Source organism: Paraburkholderia sp. EG304 (assembly GCF_046543485.1).
Lineage (GTDB): Bacteria > Pseudomonadota > Gammaproteobacteria > Burkholderiales > Burkholderiaceae > Paraburkholderia > Paraburkholderia youngii.
In genome coordinates this window covers 20,026-37,594 of sequence record NZ_JBKGUA010000035.1, presented here as the reverse complement: position 1 = coordinate 37,594, position 17,569 = coordinate 20,026, and the positions used below count along the sequence as shown (strand labels likewise).

General features: G+C 62.6%; 15 protein-coding genes. 6 read left to right on the top strand and 9 right to left on the bottom strand.

Annotated elements, in window-relative coordinates; genetic code table 11:
* Nucleotides 1-19 precede the first annotated feature (19 nt).
* Entirely contained in the window at nucleotides 20-697 is a 678-nt protein-coding gene (locus ACLFKU_RS30595) for a FadR/GntR family transcriptional regulator (protein WP_368582630.1), read from the bottom strand.
* Between the two features lie 221 nt (nucleotides 698-918).
* Between ACLFKU_RS30595 and ACLFKU_RS30590 the strand changes: the two genes are divergently transcribed.
* The 4 genes from ACLFKU_RS30590 to ACLFKU_RS30575 all read left to right on the top strand — a co-directional run bounded on the left by ACLFKU_RS30590 (nucleotide 919) and on the right by ACLFKU_RS30575 (nucleotide 6,055).
* Nucleotides 919-2,703: a gamma-glutamyltransferase family protein gene (locus tag ACLFKU_RS30590; RefSeq protein ID WP_410851596.1), complete on the top strand. Its 1,785-nt coding sequence runs from the start codon at nucleotides 919-921 to the stop codon at nucleotides 2,701-2,703.
* A 68-nt stretch (nucleotides 2,704-2,771) separates the two neighbouring features.
* Nucleotides 2,772-4,199 carry an MFS transporter gene (locus ACLFKU_RS30585; protein ID WP_410851595.1) on the top strand — a complete coding sequence of 476 codons (1,428 nt, stop codon included), beginning with the start codon at nucleotides 2,772-2,774 and terminating at the stop codon, nucleotides 4,197-4,199.
* A gap of 39 nt (nucleotides 4,200-4,238) precedes the next feature.
* Nucleotides 4,239-4,802, top strand: a complete 564-nt coding sequence (locus tag ACLFKU_RS30580; RefSeq protein ID WP_368582627.1) for a GAF domain-containing protein — start codon at nucleotides 4,239-4,241, stop codon at nucleotides 4,800-4,802.
* Nucleotides 4,799-6,055, top strand: coding sequence for an MFS transporter (locus tag ACLFKU_RS30575; protein WP_368582626.1), 1,257 nt, complete (start codon nucleotides 4,799-4,801; stop codon nucleotides 6,053-6,055). The genes ACLFKU_RS30580 and ACLFKU_RS30575 overlap by 4 nt, the downstream gene beginning before the upstream one ends.
* 101 nt (nucleotides 6,056-6,156) lie before the next feature.
* Here the strand turns inward: ACLFKU_RS30575 and ACLFKU_RS30570 are convergent, their stop codons facing one another.
* The 7 genes from ACLFKU_RS30570 to ACLFKU_RS30540 form a co-directional block, all read right to left on the bottom strand.
* Nucleotides 6,157-6,492, bottom strand: a complete 336-nt coding sequence (locus tag ACLFKU_RS30570) for an RcnB family protein (protein ID WP_368582625.1) — start codon at nucleotides 6,490-6,492, stop codon at nucleotides 6,157-6,159.
* A 293-nt stretch (nucleotides 6,493-6,785) separates the two neighbouring features.
* Entirely contained in the window at nucleotides 6,786-7,976 is a 1,191-nt protein-coding gene (locus ACLFKU_RS30565; protein ID WP_410851612.1) for an arginine deiminase, read from the bottom strand.
* A gap of 119 nt (nucleotides 7,977-8,095) precedes the next feature.
* A complete protein-coding gene (locus tag ACLFKU_RS30560; RefSeq protein WP_368582623.1) occupies nucleotides 8,096-9,517 on the bottom strand; it encodes a basic amino acid/polyamine antiporter in 1,422 nt (473 codons plus the stop codon).
* A 381-nt stretch (nucleotides 9,518-9,898) separates the two neighbouring features.
* A complete protein-coding gene (locus ACLFKU_RS30555) occupies nucleotides 9,899-11,242 on the bottom strand; it encodes an ATP-binding protein (RefSeq protein ID WP_368582622.1) in 1,344 nt (447 codons plus the stop codon).
* A complete protein-coding gene (locus ACLFKU_RS30550; RefSeq protein WP_018422680.1) occupies nucleotides 11,239-11,979 on the bottom strand; it encodes a response regulator in 741 nt (246 codons plus the stop codon). The genes ACLFKU_RS30555 and ACLFKU_RS30550 overlap by 4 nt, the downstream gene beginning before the upstream one ends.
* A 7-nt stretch (nucleotides 11,980-11,986) precedes the next feature.
* Nucleotides 11,987-12,109, bottom strand: coding sequence for a hypothetical protein (locus ACLFKU_RS30545; protein WP_255208695.1), 123 nt, complete (start codon nucleotides 12,107-12,109; stop codon nucleotides 11,987-11,989).
* Nucleotides 12,106-12,477: a GFA family protein gene (locus tag ACLFKU_RS30540; RefSeq protein ID WP_368582621.1), complete on the bottom strand. Its 372-nt coding sequence runs from the start codon at nucleotides 12,475-12,477 to the stop codon at nucleotides 12,106-12,108. Before ACLFKU_RS30540 ends, ACLFKU_RS30545 begins: the two co-directional genes overlap by 4 nt.
* Before the next feature lie 560 nt (nucleotides 12,478-13,037).
* Here ACLFKU_RS30540 and ACLFKU_RS30535 point away from each other — a divergent pair.
* Both ACLFKU_RS30535 and ACLFKU_RS30530 read left to right on the top strand, forming a co-directional pair.
* Entirely contained in the window at nucleotides 13,038-14,081 is a 1,044-nt protein-coding gene (locus tag ACLFKU_RS30535) for a patatin-like phospholipase family protein (RefSeq protein ID WP_368582620.1), read from the top strand.
* Between the two features lie 2 nt (nucleotides 14,082-14,083).
* Nucleotides 14,084-15,580 (top strand): GntP family permease, encoded by a 1,497-nt coding sequence (locus tag ACLFKU_RS30530; RefSeq protein ID WP_368582619.1) that lies wholly within the window; start codon nucleotides 14,084-14,086, stop codon nucleotides 15,578-15,580.
* A gap of 125 nt (nucleotides 15,581-15,705) precedes the next feature.
* On the opposite strand, the gene ACLFKU_RS30525 is transcribed toward ACLFKU_RS30530, so the two are convergent.
* Nucleotides 15,706-17,109 (bottom strand): replication initiation protein, encoded by a 1,404-nt coding sequence (locus tag ACLFKU_RS30525; protein ID WP_410851594.1) that lies wholly within the window; start codon nucleotides 17,107-17,109, stop codon nucleotides 15,706-15,708.
* Nucleotides 17,110-17,569: the final 460 nt, after the last annotated feature.

Here is a 17,569-nt window from a genome sequence, read left to right as displayed (position 1 = left end):
GCGCGGCACCACGGCAAGCTCACGCACGCCGCACCGCCGCTGCATCGGTCTTCGCCGACGCACGCCACTGCACGCTCAGCAGATGCTCGCGCATGCATTGCGCGGCCGCGTCCGAATCGCGCGCTTTCAGCGCATTGACGATCGCCTGATGCTGTTGCGCGAAAAACTGCCGCGTCTCCTGCGCGGAAGTTTTCTCACGAACCTCCGGCTTCACCCGCATGCCGTTGATCACCTCCATCAAAGCGATCAACGCGGGATTACGCGTGGCATGTCCGATCAGCAAATGAAAGCGATGATCCCATTGCTGCCACTCTTCGTCGTTTTTCGCGGCGGCATTTTTGCGTGCGCACTTCTCCAGCTCCTGCAGATCGTCACCACTCGCTTTCGTAGCGGCCAGCGCCGCCAACGCCGGCTCGAACAGCAGCCGCATTTCGGCGATATCCGCGGGACTGGTACCTGCGCGCAAGCCGCGCAGCGTCGGCGCAAACTTCAGCGGCCGCGCGCCCAGATAGGTACCGCGTCCGACGCCGCGCCACACGCGCCCCGACGCCTCGAGTGAAGCGAGCGCCGCGCGCAACTCGCGGCGGCTCACGTCCAGTTCTTCGGCGAGCTTTCGTTCGGGCGGCAGCGCGTCACCGTCCTTCAACTGATGGCCGGCGATGTAGTCGAGCAGCGCAGCCAGTACCGTTTGTTCCATGTCATTCAATGAACCAATGTGTATTGGTCTCAACGATACCAAAATAGCAACGACTTGACACGGCAGCACCCAGTGATTTTTGATCCGCTATACTGGCTCGCAGCTCGAGGGTTAACACCGGGTGCAACCCGGCTTCGTTAGACTTACGCTTTCATTTTCTCCAGTCGAACCATTAAGCATTGGTTCACTCATTCGGACCCGTCGTCGCCAAGGAGTTGCGCATGTCGTTTACAACCCGTCCAGAACTGATCGGCACGTTCGGCATGGTGGCCTCGACGCACTGGCTCGCGAGCGCATCGGCGATGGCGGTCCTCGAAAAAGGCGGCAATGCGTTCGACGCCGCCGCCGCCGCCGGCTTCGTCCTGCAGATCGTCGAGCCGCATCTGAACGGTCCGGGTGGCGAACTGCCGGTGGTGTTCTACAGTGCGCGCGAAGAACGCGTGCGCGTGCTGTGCGGACAGGGCGTGACGCCCGCGCGCATGACCATCGAGCGGATGCGCAAGATGGGGCTCGACGTGGTGCCGGGCACGGGCCTGCTGCCCGCGGTCGTGCCGGGCGCGTTCGGCGCGTGGATGGCGCTGCTGCGCGACTATGGCCAGTTGCCGCTCGAAGACGTGCTGAGCTATGCGATCGGCTACGCGGAAAACGGCTATCCAGTGCTGCCGCGCATGGCATCGTCGATTCTCGCGATTCAGGACTTCTTTCGCACCGAATGGACGACCTCCGCCGAGCAATGGCTGCGCAACGGCGAGGCGCCGATGCCGAACCAGTTGTTCGCGAATCCGGCGATCGCCGAAACCTACAAGCGCATCCTGCGTGAGGCGAACACGCGCAGCGATCGCGCCGAGCAGTGCGAACGCGCGCGCGATGCCTTCTATCGCGGCTTCGTCGCCGACGCGATCGACCAGTACTTCCGTTCGACCGCCGTACTCGATACCTCGGGCCTGCGCAACAGCGGCCTGCTCGATGCAGGCGATCTCGCGCGCTGGGAGCCGACCTACGAAGACCCGGTGTCGTACGACTACGCGGGCCTGCGCGTGCACAAAACCGGCCCGTGGGGCCAGGGCCCGATGTTCCTGCAACAGCTCGCGCTGCTGAAGGGCTTCGATCTCGGCGCGATGAACCCCCTCGGACCCGATTTCGTGCACACGGTGATCGAGTGCTCGAAACTCGCATTCGCCGATCGCGAAGTGTTCTACGGCGACCCGGCGTTTTCCCATGTGCCGATGGACATGCTGCTCAGCGACGCATACAACGACGAGCGGCGCCGCCTCATCGATCCGCGCCGCGCGTCGCTCGAATTCCGCCCCGGGCTGCTCGGCGACAGCGAGCAACGCGCCGCGCGCATCGTCGCGAACGCCGGGCGCGAGCAGGCCGGCGGCTTCGGTCAGGGTGAGCCGACCTTCGCGCCGCTGCCCGAATTGCGCGGCGACACCGTGCATCTCGACGTGGTCGACCGCTGGGGCAACATGGTGTCGGCTACGCCGTCGGGCGGCTGGCTGCAGGCATCGCCGGCGGTGCCGGGTCTCGGCTTCAACGTGACCACGCGCGCGCAGATGTTCTGGATGGAAGAGGGCCTGCCTTCGTCACTCGGCCCGGGCCGCCGCCCGCGCACCACGCTGTCGCCGACGCTCGTCACGCGCGACGGCAAGCCGTACGCAGCCTTCGGCACGCCGGGCGGCGACCAGCAGGATCAGTGGTCGCTGCAACTGTTCCTCAAGCACGTCCATGGCGGCATGAACTTCCAGGCCGCCGCCGATGCGCCGTCGTTCCAGACCGCGCACTTCCCCGGCTCGTTCTATCCCCGCGCGATGCCGCTCGGCAAGATATCCGCCGAGTCGCGCTTTCCGGACAGTACGCTCGCCGAACTGCGCGCGCGCGGCCACGATCTCACCGTTGCGGAGCCGTGGGCGCTCGGCCGGGTCTGCGCGGTCGCGATCCGCAACGGTTTGATGCGAGGCGCGGCCACGCCGCGTCAGATGCAGGCCTACGCGATCGGCCGATAAGCGGCCCGAAGCAGCCCTCAGCACAGAACGCGCGGCCTCGTCGCGCCATTTCCTCAGGAGAAGTTGCCGTGTCCGCCGTCGCCGCCCGTCTGGAAAGACTTCCCATATCGAGCTTTCACCGCAGACTGCTGCTGATCGGCGGGCTCGGGTACATGTTCGACGGACTCGATTCGTCGTCGCTCGCGTTTCTGCTGCCGGTCGTCAGCAAGCTGTGGCAATTGACGAGCGCGCAGACCGGGCTGGTCGCGAGCAGCACCTATATCGGCTACTTCTTCGGCGCATTCCTGTCGGGTGTGCTCGCCGACGTGATCGGCCGACGCCGCATCATGATGAGCGCGCTCGCCATCTATTGCGTCGCGTCGCTCGCGAGCGCGACCGCGCAAGACTGGCACACGTTCTTCGCCTTGCGCGTCGTCGCGGGCTTCGGTTCGGGCGCGGAGACCGTGGTGATCGCGCCGTTTCTCGCCGAGTTCGTGCCGCGCCGCTATCGCGGCATTTTCTGCGGCGCGCTGGTCGGGTTCATGTCGTTCGGCTATCTAACCTCGTCGATTCTCGGTTTCGCGGTGGTGCGCAACTTCGCCGACGGCTGGCGCTATCTGGCGGTGATCACGTCGCTGCCAGTCGTGATGCTGTTGTGGTGGCGCCGGACGCTGCCCGAATCGCCGCGCTGGCTCGAAAGCCAGGGTCGTGCGGACGAGGCGAACGGCATTGTCGGCCGCATCGAAGCAGCGTTTGTCGAGCGCGGCATCGCGCTTGCTCCGGTGAGCGCAAGCAACGCGCTTCACGCGGTGCCCACGCCGGTCTCGACGCCGGCGCGCGGCAACGCATGGCGCAACGTGGTGACGCTGTGGTCGCCGCGACTCGCGCGCACGACCGCGGTCAGCTGGCTGATGTGGTTCTCGGTTGCGTTCGCGTACTACTCGTTCTTCTCGTGGATCCCGAGCCTGCTCGTCAAGGAAGGACTGACGATGACGAAGAGCTTCGGCTATTCGATCGCGATCTATGGCGCGCAGATTCCCGGCTACTTCTCGGCCGCTTGGCTCAACGAGAAGATCGGGCGCAAGGCGGTGGTCGCTTCCTACATGCTGCTCGGCGGTATCGCCGCGATCACGCTAGCGTTTTCTCACACCGGCATACAGATCATGACCGCGGGCATTGCGCTGTCGTTCTTCATGAACGGCGCATTCGCCGGCGTCTACGCTTATACGCCGGAGGTGTTTCCGACCGTGGTGCGCACCACGGGCACGGGTTCGTCGTCATCGTTCGGCCGCATCGGCTCGGTCAGCGCGCCGATTCTCGTCGGCCTCGTTTATCCGCTGTTCGGCTTCCTCGGTGTGTTCGCGATGACCACGACAGTGCTCGTGATCGGCGCATGCGTGGTGTTCTTCCTCGGCATCGAAACGCGCAATCGCTCGCTCGAAGATATCGAAGCGAGCGAACTCGAACCGGCCCGCGACGCGCGAGGCCAGCTGAACTCCACCCGCATGCACGGCTGAACCGCACTGCGACTTTTCACATTTCCCGATCCAAACGCGATGCAAACGATGCAAGGCAACCTGACCGGATCAGCACCGCACGATACCCAGATGCTGGATATCGCGGACCTCGAACGCCTCGCGCTGGCGATGCGCGCGAAAGACCAACCGCTCGAGCTGTTCCGCGCGGTTCACGCCGTGGCGGCAAAGGCGATAGGCCTGAGCCTGATCACGATCATGTCCTACGACGCGCGGCGTCACGAGGTCGAACGGGTCTACACGAACATGCCGGACGTCTATCCACTGGGCGGCCGCAAGCGGAAGCAAGGCACCGCGTGGGCGCGGCAGATACTCCAGGAACTGAAGCCGTTTCGCGCCGCAACGTCGCAAGGCATTCGCGAGGCCTTCGACGATCATGCAGTGATGACAGGGATGGGCCTCGGCTCGATCCTGAACATCCCGATCGCCTATGACGGCGTGTGCATCGGTACGATGAACCTGACGCACGAGGAAGGCTGGTACACCGGCCGTCATGAAAGCATGGGCCTGCTGATCGGCGCCTTCCTTGCCCCCGCTCTCATCAAACACAGTACGCAATCCCCCGCTTGCGCCGCGCATTCATGAAAACACCATCCGATCTGCAACGCTATCGAGCCGTGCCCCATCCGGCCGTCTCGCAAGGCCGCTGGGTGCTGGTCTTCGTGCTCGGCTACCTCGCGCTGATCGCCGATGGCGCCGACGTGATGATGTACGGCCTGACCCTGTCGCGCATCAAGGACGACTTCGGGTTGACCAACGTCGAAGCGGGCGCGCTCGGTAGTCTGACCTTGCTCGGCATGGCGATCGGCGGCATTGCCGGCGGTTGGGCGAGCGATCGTCTGGGGCGCGTGCGCGTCATCGCTTGGGCGCTCGCGCTGTTCTCGCTCGGCGCGGGGATGCTCGGGTTCACGCACAGCTTCGTCGAATTCGCGGCGGTGCGCTTCATCAGTTCGCTCGGCATTGGCTGCATGGTGCTAGTCACCACCCTGGTCGCCGAATACGTGCCGACCGAGCGGCGCTCGCTGGTACTCGGTATGCTGCAAACCGGCATTTCGGCCGGCTATATCGTCGTGATCGCGCTCAGCAACTGGATCCTGCCGCAATACGGCTGGCGCACGCTGTACTACGTGTCGGCCGTGCCGGTGCTGCTCGCGTTCGCGATCAAGTTCGCGGTTCCCGAACCGGCCGCATGGCTCGCGAGCCGTGCCGCCGACCGTGCAAGCAAGACGCGGCTCGTCGACAATCGCTACGCGCAGATTTTCCGCGACCGCCAGGCACGCACGATGTTCATCCTGTGGACCTTCGCGTCGATCTTCGTGCTGTCCGGCTTTTACGGTCTGAACAACTGGCTGCCGACATACCTCGAGAAAGAACTGCACATCAAGTTCAGTTCGCTGACCGGCTATATGATCGGCACGTACGTGGTCGCCTTCATCGGTAAGATCTTCGCGGGCTGGCTCGGTGATCGCTGGAGCCGGCGCGGCGTGTACGTGCTCGGCTGCATCGGTGCGGCGCTGTTTCTGCCCGTGATCATTTTCTGGCATACGCGCGACAACATTTCCACGCTGATGCTTTTCTTCGGCTTTCTGTACGGCGTGCCGCTCGGCACGATCGGCACGTTCATGTCGGAGAGTTTCGCGACGTCGGTGCGCGGCACCGCGGTGGGCGGCTCGTATAACCTCGGGCGCTTCTGTTCGGGGGCGGCGCCGATCGTCATTGGTTTTATCGCGACGCAGTTCTCGATCGGACTCGGCTTTCTCGTGGTCGGCGCGGTGTTCTTTTTGAGCGGCGTGACTGCATTGTTCGTTCCTGACCGTCTATACGATACGCAGCAGTAAACCTTATAGCGACCATGACAAGATCATGTCGTGTCAAAGTAATGCCCAGGTCCCGGCGCTAGATTCTGGTCGCCGGATTACCTGGGCACCACGATGAAGCATTACTCGTTTCCGGCGACGATGTTGGAAATGGTCCAGTTGTTCGTCGATACGAGCACATAATCGCCATTGACGCCCAGCCATTTATGGCCGCGCGGCGGCGCATTGAGGCCGTGTCCGCGCCAGTCGTCCATTATGAAATTGTAATTACGGTATTCGGTCGGCACACGTTGGCCTTTGTGCCAGTCACGATGCGGAATCGACGGCATCACCTGCTGACGGCCAGTACCGGCCATCTGGCCGCCCTCGTCTTGCGGCTGCGGTCCAGCCGCAATCGCGAACGCCGACACACCGGCAAACGACAACGCGACGAGTTGCGCAACAAAGCGATTATTCATGTTCGAACCTCCGTGCGGTGGAAGAAAGCTCCGGGCATTCACGTGATTGACGTGAAAAATAATCGTCCAGCTACTCGCAGATTCATTAACTCGAACTTCATTGCAGCGATCGCTGGTCTATCGAATGTAATCTTTGCAAATTGCGAGATGTCAAATTCGATATTTCAGGCCTGACTGTAAGTCGTTAAAAAGTATAGTAGAAGGAAGTTCGACTTCAAGCCGGACCGCCTGGCGACGGCACACGCGCGCGCGGCACTTCGCCACTCATCCGTCAGATCGGTCCGCCTGGCTGATCAATAGTCGACCGCATCGCGAATGATCGGGCAGGTCATGCAGTGACCGCCGCCTCGTCCACGGCCCAACTCGGCACCGACGATCGTAATCACCTCGATGCCCTGCTTACGCAAAAGCGTGTTCGTGTACGTGTTGCGGTCGTATGCATAGACGACGCCCGGCGCCGCGCACACAAGGTTCGCACCGCTATCCCACTGCGTGCGCTCGCGCTGATAGTCGCTGCCGCCCGCCTCGACCACGCGTAAATGCTTCAGCCCCAACGCCTCGGCAACGACATCGGTGAACGGCTTGTTCTCCGCGTGCAATTCGACGCCGCTCGGATGGCTGCTCGGCCGATACGAATAGGTGCGCGTCTTCGCCATGAAGTCCGGGGCCACCAGCACGCAATCGCGATCGGCGAACGTGAATACGGTATCGAGGTGCATCGCCGCGCGAATCTTCGGCATCGCCGCGACGATCACGCGCTCGGCCGCGCCCTTCTTGAACAGCGTTGCCGCCAGTTGACTGATGGCCTGGCGCGAGGTGCGCTCGCTCATGCCGATCAGCACGACGCCCTTGCCGATCGGCATCACGTCGCCGCCTTCCAGCGTGGCGAGACCGTGATCCTGGGTCGGATCGCCCCACCACACGTTGACCTTGCCGGCGAAGTCGGGGTGGAACTTGTAGATCGCCGTGGTCAAGATCGTCTCTTCGTGGCGGGCCGGCCAGTACAGCGCATTCAGCGTGACGCCGCCATAGATCCAGCAGGTCGTGTCGCGCGTGTACAGCGTGTTCGGCAACGGCGGCAGCAGATATTCGGTGCCGCCCGCCGCTTCCTTCGCAACCTCCAGCGCCTTGCCGCCGTGCGCTTCCGGGAAGTCGTGCGTGGATAGCCCGCCAATCAGCGTTTCGGCCAGCTTGCGATTGTCGAGCCCTTCCAGATAGCTTCTCAATTCATCGATAAAGCCGAGGCCGACCTGGTTCGGCACCACCTGGTTGTCCAGAATCCACTTCTTGCCTTCTTGCACCGCGACCGTTTCGGAGAGCAGATTGTGCATCTCCACCACTTCGACGCCGCGGTCGCGCATCTTCGTGACGAAGTCGAAGTGGTCGCGCTTCGCGTTCTCGACCCACAGTACGTCGTCGAACAGCAGTTCATCGCAGTTGCTCGGGGTAAGACGCTGATGCGCGAGCCCCGGTGCGCAGACCATCACTTTGCGCAGCTGCCCGACTTCCGAGTAGACACCCAACTCACCCGCTTTCGCGTCCGTGTTCGCCATGATGACCTCCTGAATATCAGTGGTGACCCGCTCTGTTCAATCTGCTGTCGTTAGATTGTGATCCTTCCGGTTACGAGGGCGTAGACGCCGATGATCGCGCCAATGACGATGACGGTAAAGATGAACCAATCGGACGTGATGAAAACGTTCTTGCTCTGCTCTCGCCGCGCCCAAAGGTAGAGCGCTGTGCCGGGCGCGTACAGCACCGCGGCAAGCAGAATGAATTTCAGGCCGCCCGCGAAGATCATGAATGCGGTATAGATCACGGCGATTGCGGCCATGATCAGGTCGCGCCGGCGCTCGTCGGCGCGCAGGTCGTAACCGTCGCCGCGATTCGCGTTCATGCATCCGAACACCGCGACGAACAGGTACGGAATCAACGACATCGCGCTCGTCAGGTTCAACATCAGCGCGAATGCATCGCGCGAGAAGTACGTGCTGATGACGAGCAACTGCACCACGATGTTGGTCAACCACAATGCATTGGCCGGCGTCTTGTTGACGTTTTCCTTGCCGAAGATCGCGGGCATGTCTTCGGTCCTCGCCGCCGAGAACAACACTTCGGCGCAGATCAACGACCAGGCCAGATAAGCGCCGAGCACCGAAATCAGCAGACCTATGCTGACGAAGACCGCGCCCCAGTGACCGACCACCGCTTCGAGAACCGCAGCCATCGACGGCTGCCGCATCCCCGCGATGTCCGCGCGCTCGAGCACCGCGTAGGGCAGCATCGTCACAAGCACCATCAGAGAGGTGACGACGACGAAGCCGAGTATCGTCGAATGCCCGACGTCGGAGCGCTTCTTTGCATAGCGGGAATAAACGCTCGCCCCTTCGATGCCGATGAACACGAACACCGTGACCAGCATCGTGGCCCGCACCTGCTCGAAAATATTGCCTTCGAGACCGCCGCCGTAGAGGTTGGCCTGGAACAGGTCCATTCGAAAGCCGAACAACAGGATCAGGATGAACACCAGAATCGGGATGATCTTGGCGACCGTGACGATACTGTTGATGAAGGCCGCCTGCTGCACGCCCTTCAGGATCATGTAATGAAAAAGCCAGATGCCGATCGAAGCAACGACGATCGCGACGACCGTATTACCGTCGCCGAACACCGGAAAAAATGCGCCGAGTGTCGACTTGATCAGCACCCAGTAAGAAACATTGCCGATACAACTGCTGATCCAGTAGCCAAATGCGGAAAGAAAGCCCGGATAGTCGCCAAAGCCCGCTTTCGCATACGCAAACACGCCGGCGTCCAATTCGGGCTTTCGTTCGGCAAGCGTTTGAAATACGCGCGCCAGCATATACATGCCCGTGCCCGCAATCAGCCACGCAATCAGGGCGCCCAGCGGACCGGTGGCATCGGCGAATGTACGCGGTAGGGAAAATATTCCGGCTCCGACCATGCCGCCCACGACCATCCCGGTGAGTTGCATTTTTGACAGCTTTTGTGGAGTGGACGCCATTCGGATTCCTTTTTAGTGACCTTTTTAACAAGGATCTGTAATCAGATTCGAACGAAACGTGTCTCTCGGCCAATCTTGCTGTCGATCAGCCGCGTTACTCTGCAACCACCACACGAAAAGAATGGTCTGTCCGTTGACGTTTGTCAATTTATCGCCGCGAGCATCGATAAGTCGCATTGAATATCGATGATTTAACAATGATGCGACGTATCGCATCATCAACGCGGTTTTCTCAAATGATGGGGAATCGCTGAAGCGAGCTGAAAATATGGTCGCTCAGAACTACTGATAAGCAGCTGAGCGACAGCTCGAGATGACGCGCGAAAGTCATCGATGGTCCAAGCCTGACGATGATTTCGTAGTGGCGGGCTGTGGGTCCAACTATGACTCGCGCAACTTCCTCAACGTCAGCCGCGCTTCGAGACCGCCGCCAACCCGGTTGTGCAGCGTGAGCGTCGCGTCCATCGCGAGCGCGAGTTGCCGCGCGATCGCGAGCCCCAGCCCGGTGCCGCCCGTTTGACGATTGCGCGAACCTTCGAGTCGCACGAACGGCTCGAACACCGTCTCGAGCGACTCGGCCGGAATGCCGGGACCACGATCGAGCACCGACACGGTCGCCTCGCCATCGTGCAACGCGCCGATATCGATCTGCGCGGCGCCGGCGTACCTCAGCGCGTTATCGACCAGATTGCCGACGATGCGCTTCAACGCCTGCGGACGCAACGTCAGCGACTGGCCGAACTGGCCGTGCAGCGACACTTGCTGACCGGCGTCCACGTAATCGCAGACGAGGCTATCGAACAGCGCATCGGGATCGATGCGGCGCGGCACCTCGGTCGTGCCGTGCATCGTACGCGCATACGTGACCCCTTCCTTGACCAGCGCCTCCATTTCCTTCAGATCCTGGCGCAGCTTCGCGGCCTCGCTGTCGTCGTCCATCGTGTCGACGCGTAGACGCATGCGCGTGATCGGCGTCTGCAGATCGTGCGAAATCGCCGCGAGAATCTGCATGCGCTCGGTCATGTACGTGGCGATCCGATCCTGCATCGCGTTGAACGCGCGCGCGGCGCGCGCCACTTCGGACGGACCGGCTTCGGGCAGACGCTCGGCCTTCAGGTCGGGGCCGAGCGTGTCGGCCGCGACTGCGAGCTGATTGAGCGGGCGCGTCGCGAGGCGCACCGCCAGCCAGCAGCAGGCGCCGAGCACGAGCAGCTGCAGCGTCAGCACGAGCGGCAGCCAGCGCGACAACGGAGCGCCGGACATCGGCCGCAGGTCGATGGTGAGCGGCGTGCCGTCGCTCAGTTTCAGGTGCACCTGCAGACGCTCGCGATCGCCGGGCACCGCGTTGACGGTCAACGGATAACGCGTGCCGATGCCGTCGCCGATCGATTGCGCGACGCGCGCCGACAGGCTTGCGTCGACCGGTGCGCCGGGCACGCCTGGGCCGAGCACGAACTCGTAGCTGCGCCGCGCAAGGCGCGGCAGCCACTGGGCGCGCTCGTCGGGCGGCAGATGGTCGAGCAGCGCGACCGAGCTCGCCACCTCGCGCTCGATGTAGCCCATCATGATGCCGGTCATCGTCTGGTCTCGCTCGGTCATCGTGAGCCAGAACGACAGCGCCTGCGCGAGCGCGAGCCCGACGAACAGAATCACCGCGAGCCGCGCGAACAGGGTGCGCGGCCAATGAGGCCAGCGCAGCGACGACGGTGATGCAGAAACGTTCATTGCGGATCTCCGATCGCAGTCACCGCCGCCGAAAACACGTAGCCCTCGCTGCGCAGCGTCTTGATGTAGCGCGGCTCGCGCGCGCCGTCGCGCAGGCGTTGGCGCAGGCGGCTCACCATTAGATCGATCGAGCGGTCGAACGGATCGGCCTGGCGTCCCTGGGTCAGGTTCAGCAGCTGGTCGCGCGTGAGCACGCGCTGCGGGTGATCGAGAAACACGCGCAACAGACGGTACTCCGCCCCGCTCAACGCCACTTCGGTGCCGTCCGCATCGAGCAGATGGCGCGCGGTCGTGTCGAGCCGCCAGTCGCCGAAGCACAGCATCGGCGCCGACTCCGTCACCTCCATGCCGGGCGGCAGCATGCGCGCGCGGCGCAGCACCGAGCGAATTCGCGCGAGCAGCTCGCGTGCGGCGAACGGTTTGGTCAGGTAATCGTCGGCGCCCATTTCGAGGCCGACGATCCGGTCCGCTTCCTCGCTGCGCGCCGTCAGCATCAGGATCGGCACCGTGCGGAACTTGCCCGCGCGCAGCTCGCGGCACAGCACGAGGCCGTCTTCGCCGGGCAGCATCAGGTCGAGCACGATCAGGTCGGGTGCGCCGTTCTCGAGCGCGGCGCGCATCTGGCGGCCATTGGCCGCGAGCGAGACGCGCACGCCGTTTTTCTCGAGGTAACCCGCGAGCAGTTCGCGGATTCCGCGATCGTCGTCGACGATCAATACGTGGTCGGAGGTTTCCATCGACGGATTATCTGCCGCGGCGTTTGAGTTGCACGCCGCTCGATTGGATCAATGAACACTGCAACGGATGCGCGAGCTCGGCCGCGAAGCCGCCCACGACGAACACCGCGATGGCAAACAGGCGTTTCATGCGTCCTCCAGCACGGAAAGACTCGCGCCGTCGGCCACGCTGGCTTCGAGCGCATAAGGGTCGACCCCGTCGAGGCAGCCGATATTGACGCGCCATTGCTGCGGGTCCTTGCGCGTCTGATGAAAAGGATAGATGCCGCAATGCTTGCAGAAGTAGTGTTTCGCGACCTTCGTGTTGAACTGGTACAGCGTCAGCGAATCCTCGCCGCTCAGAATCTTCAGTTGACTGGCGGGAAAGAGCGGCGTCATCAGCGCGCCCTTGCGGCGGCACAGGCTGCAGTTACAGCGGCCGGCCGGAACGATTTCGGTGCGAACTTCGAACTTGACGGCCCCGCAGTGACAAGACCCTTGCAGCAACTCGGCGCTCATGGTGATCTCCGTGATTTGACGATGCCTGCTTTATAGCCTGGTTCATCAGTCGAATTATGTCGTAATGTATCCGGTCGCCGAGACGATACATTACATTGCAATAAGCTATGGCAATTAGCGCAGGGCGAAACAACGAAGATTAAGCGCGTGAATTGGCATTCAAGCGGCATGCGCAAACGGATGACACGGGTTGCTTCCTTGCCGCCGCAATGTCGTGCTCGCCGGTGCAAAGATACGCCGCTTATCCATGATTATGTCAGCGGCGCGGCGGGGCGCGCCAGCCGGCTTGCTTACACGCTGTTTTTGAGCTCGGCATGACCAACCGGCTCTCTATGTTCCGCTTGACTGGCCGGTATTGCCAGGCACAATCGCGCGAGGCCTTGAATACGCTTGACTTTTAATCAGTAGCCACTTCCAATACCAATGGTGCAGTGCGATGCTTCACCTCTGAAACACGCCTCACGTCATTCGGTAATTCAAAGCATTGGCCAGCAGTTCATTCGTCCGCCGCGCATGCGGCGTCAGCTCGAAATGGAGCACTCCTCATCACGGGAGTCGTCTTGGCTGCAAGAAAAAACCAACCCGCTCGCAGCGAACCCGCCCTTATCGATCTCGCATTGCAGGGTGGCGGTTCGCACGGTGCTTTTACATGGGGTGTCCTCGACCGTTTGCTCGAAGAGTCGTGGCTGCAGATCGAAGGGATATCGGGTACGTCGGCTGGCGCGATGAACGCCGCGGTGCTGGTGAGCGGCTATCAGGTGGGCGGCGCGGCCGGCGCGCGCGCCGCGCTCGAAGCGTTCTGGCGGCGAGTATTCGAAGCATCGGTGTACAGCCCGTTTCGCCGCAGCCCGTTCGACGTGTTGATGGGCCGCTGGACGCTCGACTACTCGCCGCTCTTCATCGCGATGGACCTCGCGGCGCGCGTGTTTTCTCCATACGACCTGAACCCGCGCGGCGTACATCCGCTGGCGAAGATTCTGCAGGACTCGATCGATTTCGAGCATCTGCGCGACGCGCCGATCAAGCTGTTCATCACTGCGACGCGCGTGCGCACGGGCCAGGCGCGCGTGTTTCGCAATGGCGACCTGACGCCCGACGTGCTGCTCGCCTCCGGCTGCCTGCCCACGCTGTTCCAGGCCGTGCAGATCGACGGTGAAGACTACTGGGACGGCGGCTACGCCGGGAATCCCACCATCACGCCGCTGGTGCGCGAATGCACGTCGAGCGATACGCTGCTGATCCAGGTCAATCCCGTCGAGCGGGATGAAACACCGCGCACCGCGCGCGACATCATCAGCCGCCTGAACGAAGTCGCCTTCAATGCGCCGCTGCTGAAAGAGCTGCGCATGATCGCGCTGCTGCGACGCGCCGCGGACGCCGGTAGCGACGAAGGCCGCCATTGGGCGGCGATGCGCATCCATCGGATTTCGAGCGAACTGATGACCGAACTCGGCTACTCGTCGAAGCTGAACGCCGAGTGGAGCTTTCTGACGATGCTGCGCGACGAAGGCCGGCGTGCCGGGGACGCGTTCCTCACCGGGCATGCCGATTCGATAGGCGTGCGCTCCTCGCTGGATCTCGACGCGTTGCTCGACGGAGTCTGACCATGGAAGTCATCACCCTGTCCCCGCTCGCGATCGGTCTCGGACTCTTCGGGATGCTCGCGAGTCTCGCGCTGCTGATCGCCTTCGCGTACCGCGGCTGGACCGTGCTGTTGCTCGCGCCGTTCGCCGCGATGCTGGCGGCCGCGATTTCGGGCGAACCGATTCTCGCGCACTGGACCCAGACTTTCATGCTCAGCGCCGCGCGCTTTCTCGCGCAGTTCTTTCCGTTGTTTCTGCTCGGCGCGCTGTTCGGCAAGCTGATGGAAGACAGCGGCTCCGTCAAGGCGATCGCCAGTTACATGACGGAGAAGCTTGGCGCGCATCGGGCGATTCTCGCGGTCGTGATCGGTGGCGCGCTCGTTACCTATGGCGGCGTCAGCCTGTTCGTCGCGTTCTTCGTGCTCGCGCCGATGGCCACCGCCCTGTTCCAGGCCGCCAATATCCCGCGCCGTCTGATGCCGGCCGCGATCGCGCTCGGCACGCAGACGTTCACGATGTCCGCGCTGCCCGGCACACCGGCGATCCAGAACGCGATCCCGATGCCGTTCTTTGGTACGACGCCGTTTGCGGCGCCCGGGCTCGGCATCGTCGCGAGTATCGTGATGGTGGCGTTCGGGCTGTGGTGGTTGTCCTTGCAGCAATCGCGCGCGAAGGCGGCCAACGAAGGATTCGACGGACTCAACGCGGCGATGAAATCCACCACGGCGCCGGCCAGCGACAACCTCGTGCGCGAACGCGCGAGCGTCTCGCAGAGTTTCGATCCTGAGGAAGCGAAGCGCGGGCACGTCAGCGAGGATCTGCCGTCGTTCGGCGTCGCGCTCGCGCCGCTCGTGCTCGTGGTGCTAACGAATTTCGTGATGAACGTGATCGTGCTGCCGCGCATCGACGCGGACTATCTGGCCGAGGTCCGTTGGGGTGAGACGTCGCTTTCGGCAGTCGCCGGAGTGTGGGGCGTGTGCGTGGCCCTCGTCGTCGCGATCGTGGTGCTCCTGCTGCTCAATCGGCGCCGCCTTCCGGCGCTGCGCGAGACGATCGACGCGGGCGCGAATGCATCGGTGCTGCCTGTGCTCAACGTCGGCAGTCTGGTCGGCTATGGCGCGGTGATTGCCGCGCTGCCCGCGTTCGCGCTCGTGCGCGAATGGGTGCTCGGCGTCGGCGGTGGTCCGCTCGTATCGCTCGCGGTCGCGACCAATCTGCTCGCGGGCTTGACCGGCTCGGCTTCAGGCGGTCTCACCATCGCGCTCGACGCGCTCGGCGGGACCTATCTACAACTGGCCGCGCAACACGGCATCGACCCGGCGTTGCTGCATCGGGTCGCCGTGATGTCCTCCGGGACACTCGACAGCCTGCCGCATAACGGCGCGGTCGTGACGCTGCTCGCGGTGTGCGGCTCGAACCATCGCGAAAGCTATCGCGACATCGTGATGGTCGCGATTCTCGGCGCGTTGCTCGCGCTGGTCGTGGTGATCGTGCTGGGCTCGCTGGTCGGTACCTTCTGAGAGTTTTGTGCCGGCTAAAGTATCAAGGGGTCTCGCTCTGACGTCGCTGTCCGTCAGTGCGAGACCCCTTTCCTGTTGCTGTTCGGCCGAGTCCGGATTGCTTGCCTGCTGATTACCGGCTCACTTCACGCGGCCGCGCGCGCCGCATTCATCCGGCCGAACACGAACTGCCCCAGATACCAGACCAGCTCCGTATTCGCGAGGATCGCATCTTCGGTGACCGTCGACGGTTCGAGCTTCATCCTGCGCAGCATCAGCTTGCCTTCGCGCGAGGTTGTCCACGCATGCATCAGTTCCTTGCGCGTCTTCGGATCGGCGGCATTGAAATGATCGCGGCCCTTGCGCGAATCCTCGTTCATGCGCGCGCGCACTTCTTCTTCACGCGTCGCGATGCTGGTCGCCAGGGTCTTTCTCGTTTCGGTCTTGGCCGCCTGTTCCTGCGCTTCGTCGGCGAGCAGTTTGGCTTGCACGTCGACCATCGTGCGCTCGGCGTCGGAGATCTTCCAGTTGTCGCGTAGCGCGCGCATCAGATAGCCCGCGGGACTCTTCTTGACCTGGCCGCGCTTGATTCTGAAGCGCGTGTATTCGACGGCCTGCTGAATACGCTCGTCGGTCCACAGTTCGCGGTTCTCCGAAATCTCGCTGAACTGCTTGGTCGACAGCCCGAATTCGTCGGTAAGAATCTTGTAGAGATGGCTCGCGTCGGCGAGGCTCGCGAGTACCGCGTCGGCTGTGTCCTTGCGCTTGAGGAGGAAGCGGATGCGGTCGATTTTCTTCGACGTCGTGGATGCAGTGCGCGTCTCGTAAGAGATCTCGACGTCCGACACTTCGTTGATCTCGCGCACCGCCGGCTCGAGCCAATCGCGCTTGAAGTATTTGAAGATGGCGGCGTTCGCGCCCATTTTGCCGGGCCAGTTACGCATTTCCTCGAGCTGGATCCAGTCGGTGCGTCCTGCGGGCACGTTGGGCAAAACCTTGTCGTAGATAGCGCGCGCGAGACTGCGCGTGAACGCGGTGGAAATGCGCAAGCTCAGCCAGTGCGATTTCTGCGGATCGCGGATATGCGGCACGAGCCGTGGATGGACGTCGAAACGCATACGTCCGCGATGAAAGCCGACCATACCGATCAGTTGGACCTGCACCCACAGGTCGTCTTCACTGGGATCGCGGTCCGCAGGCGTATTCGTTACGCGGACTTTCGCGTTCTGAGCTTCGTCGGCGATCGTGCGCAAATGCTTCAGGTTGCGGCTGTCGTAACGCATCAGCCACTTGAAGTAGTTGAGTTCGACGTCGTACTGATCGCGTTGCTCGGGCTCCTGCGCGACGATGAAGTAAGCGGCATCGAGAAACCGCCGCGCCGGCAGTCCCATGTTGACGATCTCGGTGAAGAAATCGTTGCGCTGATAACCGATCTCGCGATTGGCCTCGTTGATGCGCAATCCTTGATCGAACATGTCTTCGAACAGCGCGAGCGCCATCTGGCGTGATGTCGCTTTCGACTTGCCCTCTTCCGGATTGTCCGCAGCCATGTTCTTCATCCACTTTTTAGCTCCCGGGGACTGTAAGCATGCGGTGGTGAGCTGTCAACACACAGAACCTCACCATCAGAACGGCCGAGGCGGCGGCCGCTTCGTCGTTCATTCCGCGATCTGGCACACAGAACCTCACCATCTACACAAGGAACCTCACCTTGCCAGACGGCTTTCGCACGGCGAAGCCTTACGGGACGGCCCATCCGAGCTTCATTTCCTGCAGATGCACAACCCACCTCACCTTCCAGATTCGACGCACAGGCAAACACATGGAACCGCACCTTGGCGGGGAATTGGTCTCACCTTGCTGCACAACCAACCGCACCTCTCAGCACAGCGAACCTCACCTTCGACACAACGTACCTCACCTTTTGGAACCTAAGTAGCTGAATGAATTGAATATCGTCTGGCTGCGTGGGTTTGTCGGTTTGTTCTCGGTTTAAAAAAACCTACCGAC

What these genes read in the sequence shown, in the direction of transcription:
- ACLFKU_RS30595 (WP_368582630.1), bottom strand. Translation starts at nt 697, where the DNA reads ATGGAACAAACGGTACTGGCTGCGCTGCTCGACTACATCGCCGGCCAT.
- ACLFKU_RS30590 (WP_410851596.1), top strand. Translation starts at nt 919, where the DNA reads ATGTCGTTTACAACCCGTCCAGAACTGATCGGCACGTTCGGCATGGTG.
- ACLFKU_RS30580 (WP_368582627.1), top strand. Translation starts at nt 4,239, where the DNA reads ATGCAAACGATGCAAGGCAACCTGACCGGATCAGCACCGCACGATACC.
- ACLFKU_RS30575 (WP_368582626.1), top strand. Translation starts at nt 4,799, where the DNA reads ATGAAAACACCATCCGATCTGCAACGCTATCGAGCCGTGCCCCATCCG.
- ACLFKU_RS30570 (WP_368582625.1), bottom strand. Translation starts at nt 6,492, where the DNA reads ATGAATAATCGCTTTGTTGCGCAACTCGTCGCGTTGTCGTTTGCCGGT.
- ACLFKU_RS30565 (WP_410851612.1), bottom strand. Translation starts at nt 7,976, where the DNA reads ATGGTCTGCGCACCGGGGCTCGCGCATCAGCGTCTTACCCCGAGCAAC.
- ACLFKU_RS30560 (WP_368582623.1), bottom strand. Translation starts at nt 9,517, where the DNA reads ATGGCGTCCACTCCACAAAAGCTGTCAAAAATGCAACTCACCGGGATG.
- ACLFKU_RS30555 (WP_368582622.1), bottom strand. Translation starts at nt 11,242, where the DNA reads ATGAACGTTTCTGCATCACCGTCGTCGCTGCGCTGGCCTCATTGGCCG.
- ACLFKU_RS30550 (WP_018422680.1), bottom strand. Translation starts at nt 11,979, where the DNA reads ATGGAAACCTCCGACCACGTATTGATCGTCGACGACGATCGCGGAATC.
- ACLFKU_RS30545 (WP_255208695.1), bottom strand. Translation starts at nt 12,109, where the DNA reads ATGAAACGCCTGTTTGCCATCGCGGTGTTCGTCGTGGGCGGCTTCGCG.
- ACLFKU_RS30540 (WP_368582621.1), bottom strand. Translation starts at nt 12,477, where the DNA reads ATGAGCGCCGAGTTGCTGCAAGGGTCTTGTCACTGCGGGGCCGTCAAG.
- ACLFKU_RS30530 (WP_368582619.1), top strand. Translation starts at nt 14,084, where the DNA reads ATGGAAGTCATCACCCTGTCCCCGCTCGCGATCGGTCTCGGACTCTTC.
- ACLFKU_RS30525 (WP_410851594.1), bottom strand. Translation starts at nt 17,109, where the DNA reads ATGGCTGCGGACAATCCGGAAGAGGGCAAGTCGAAAGCGACATCACGC.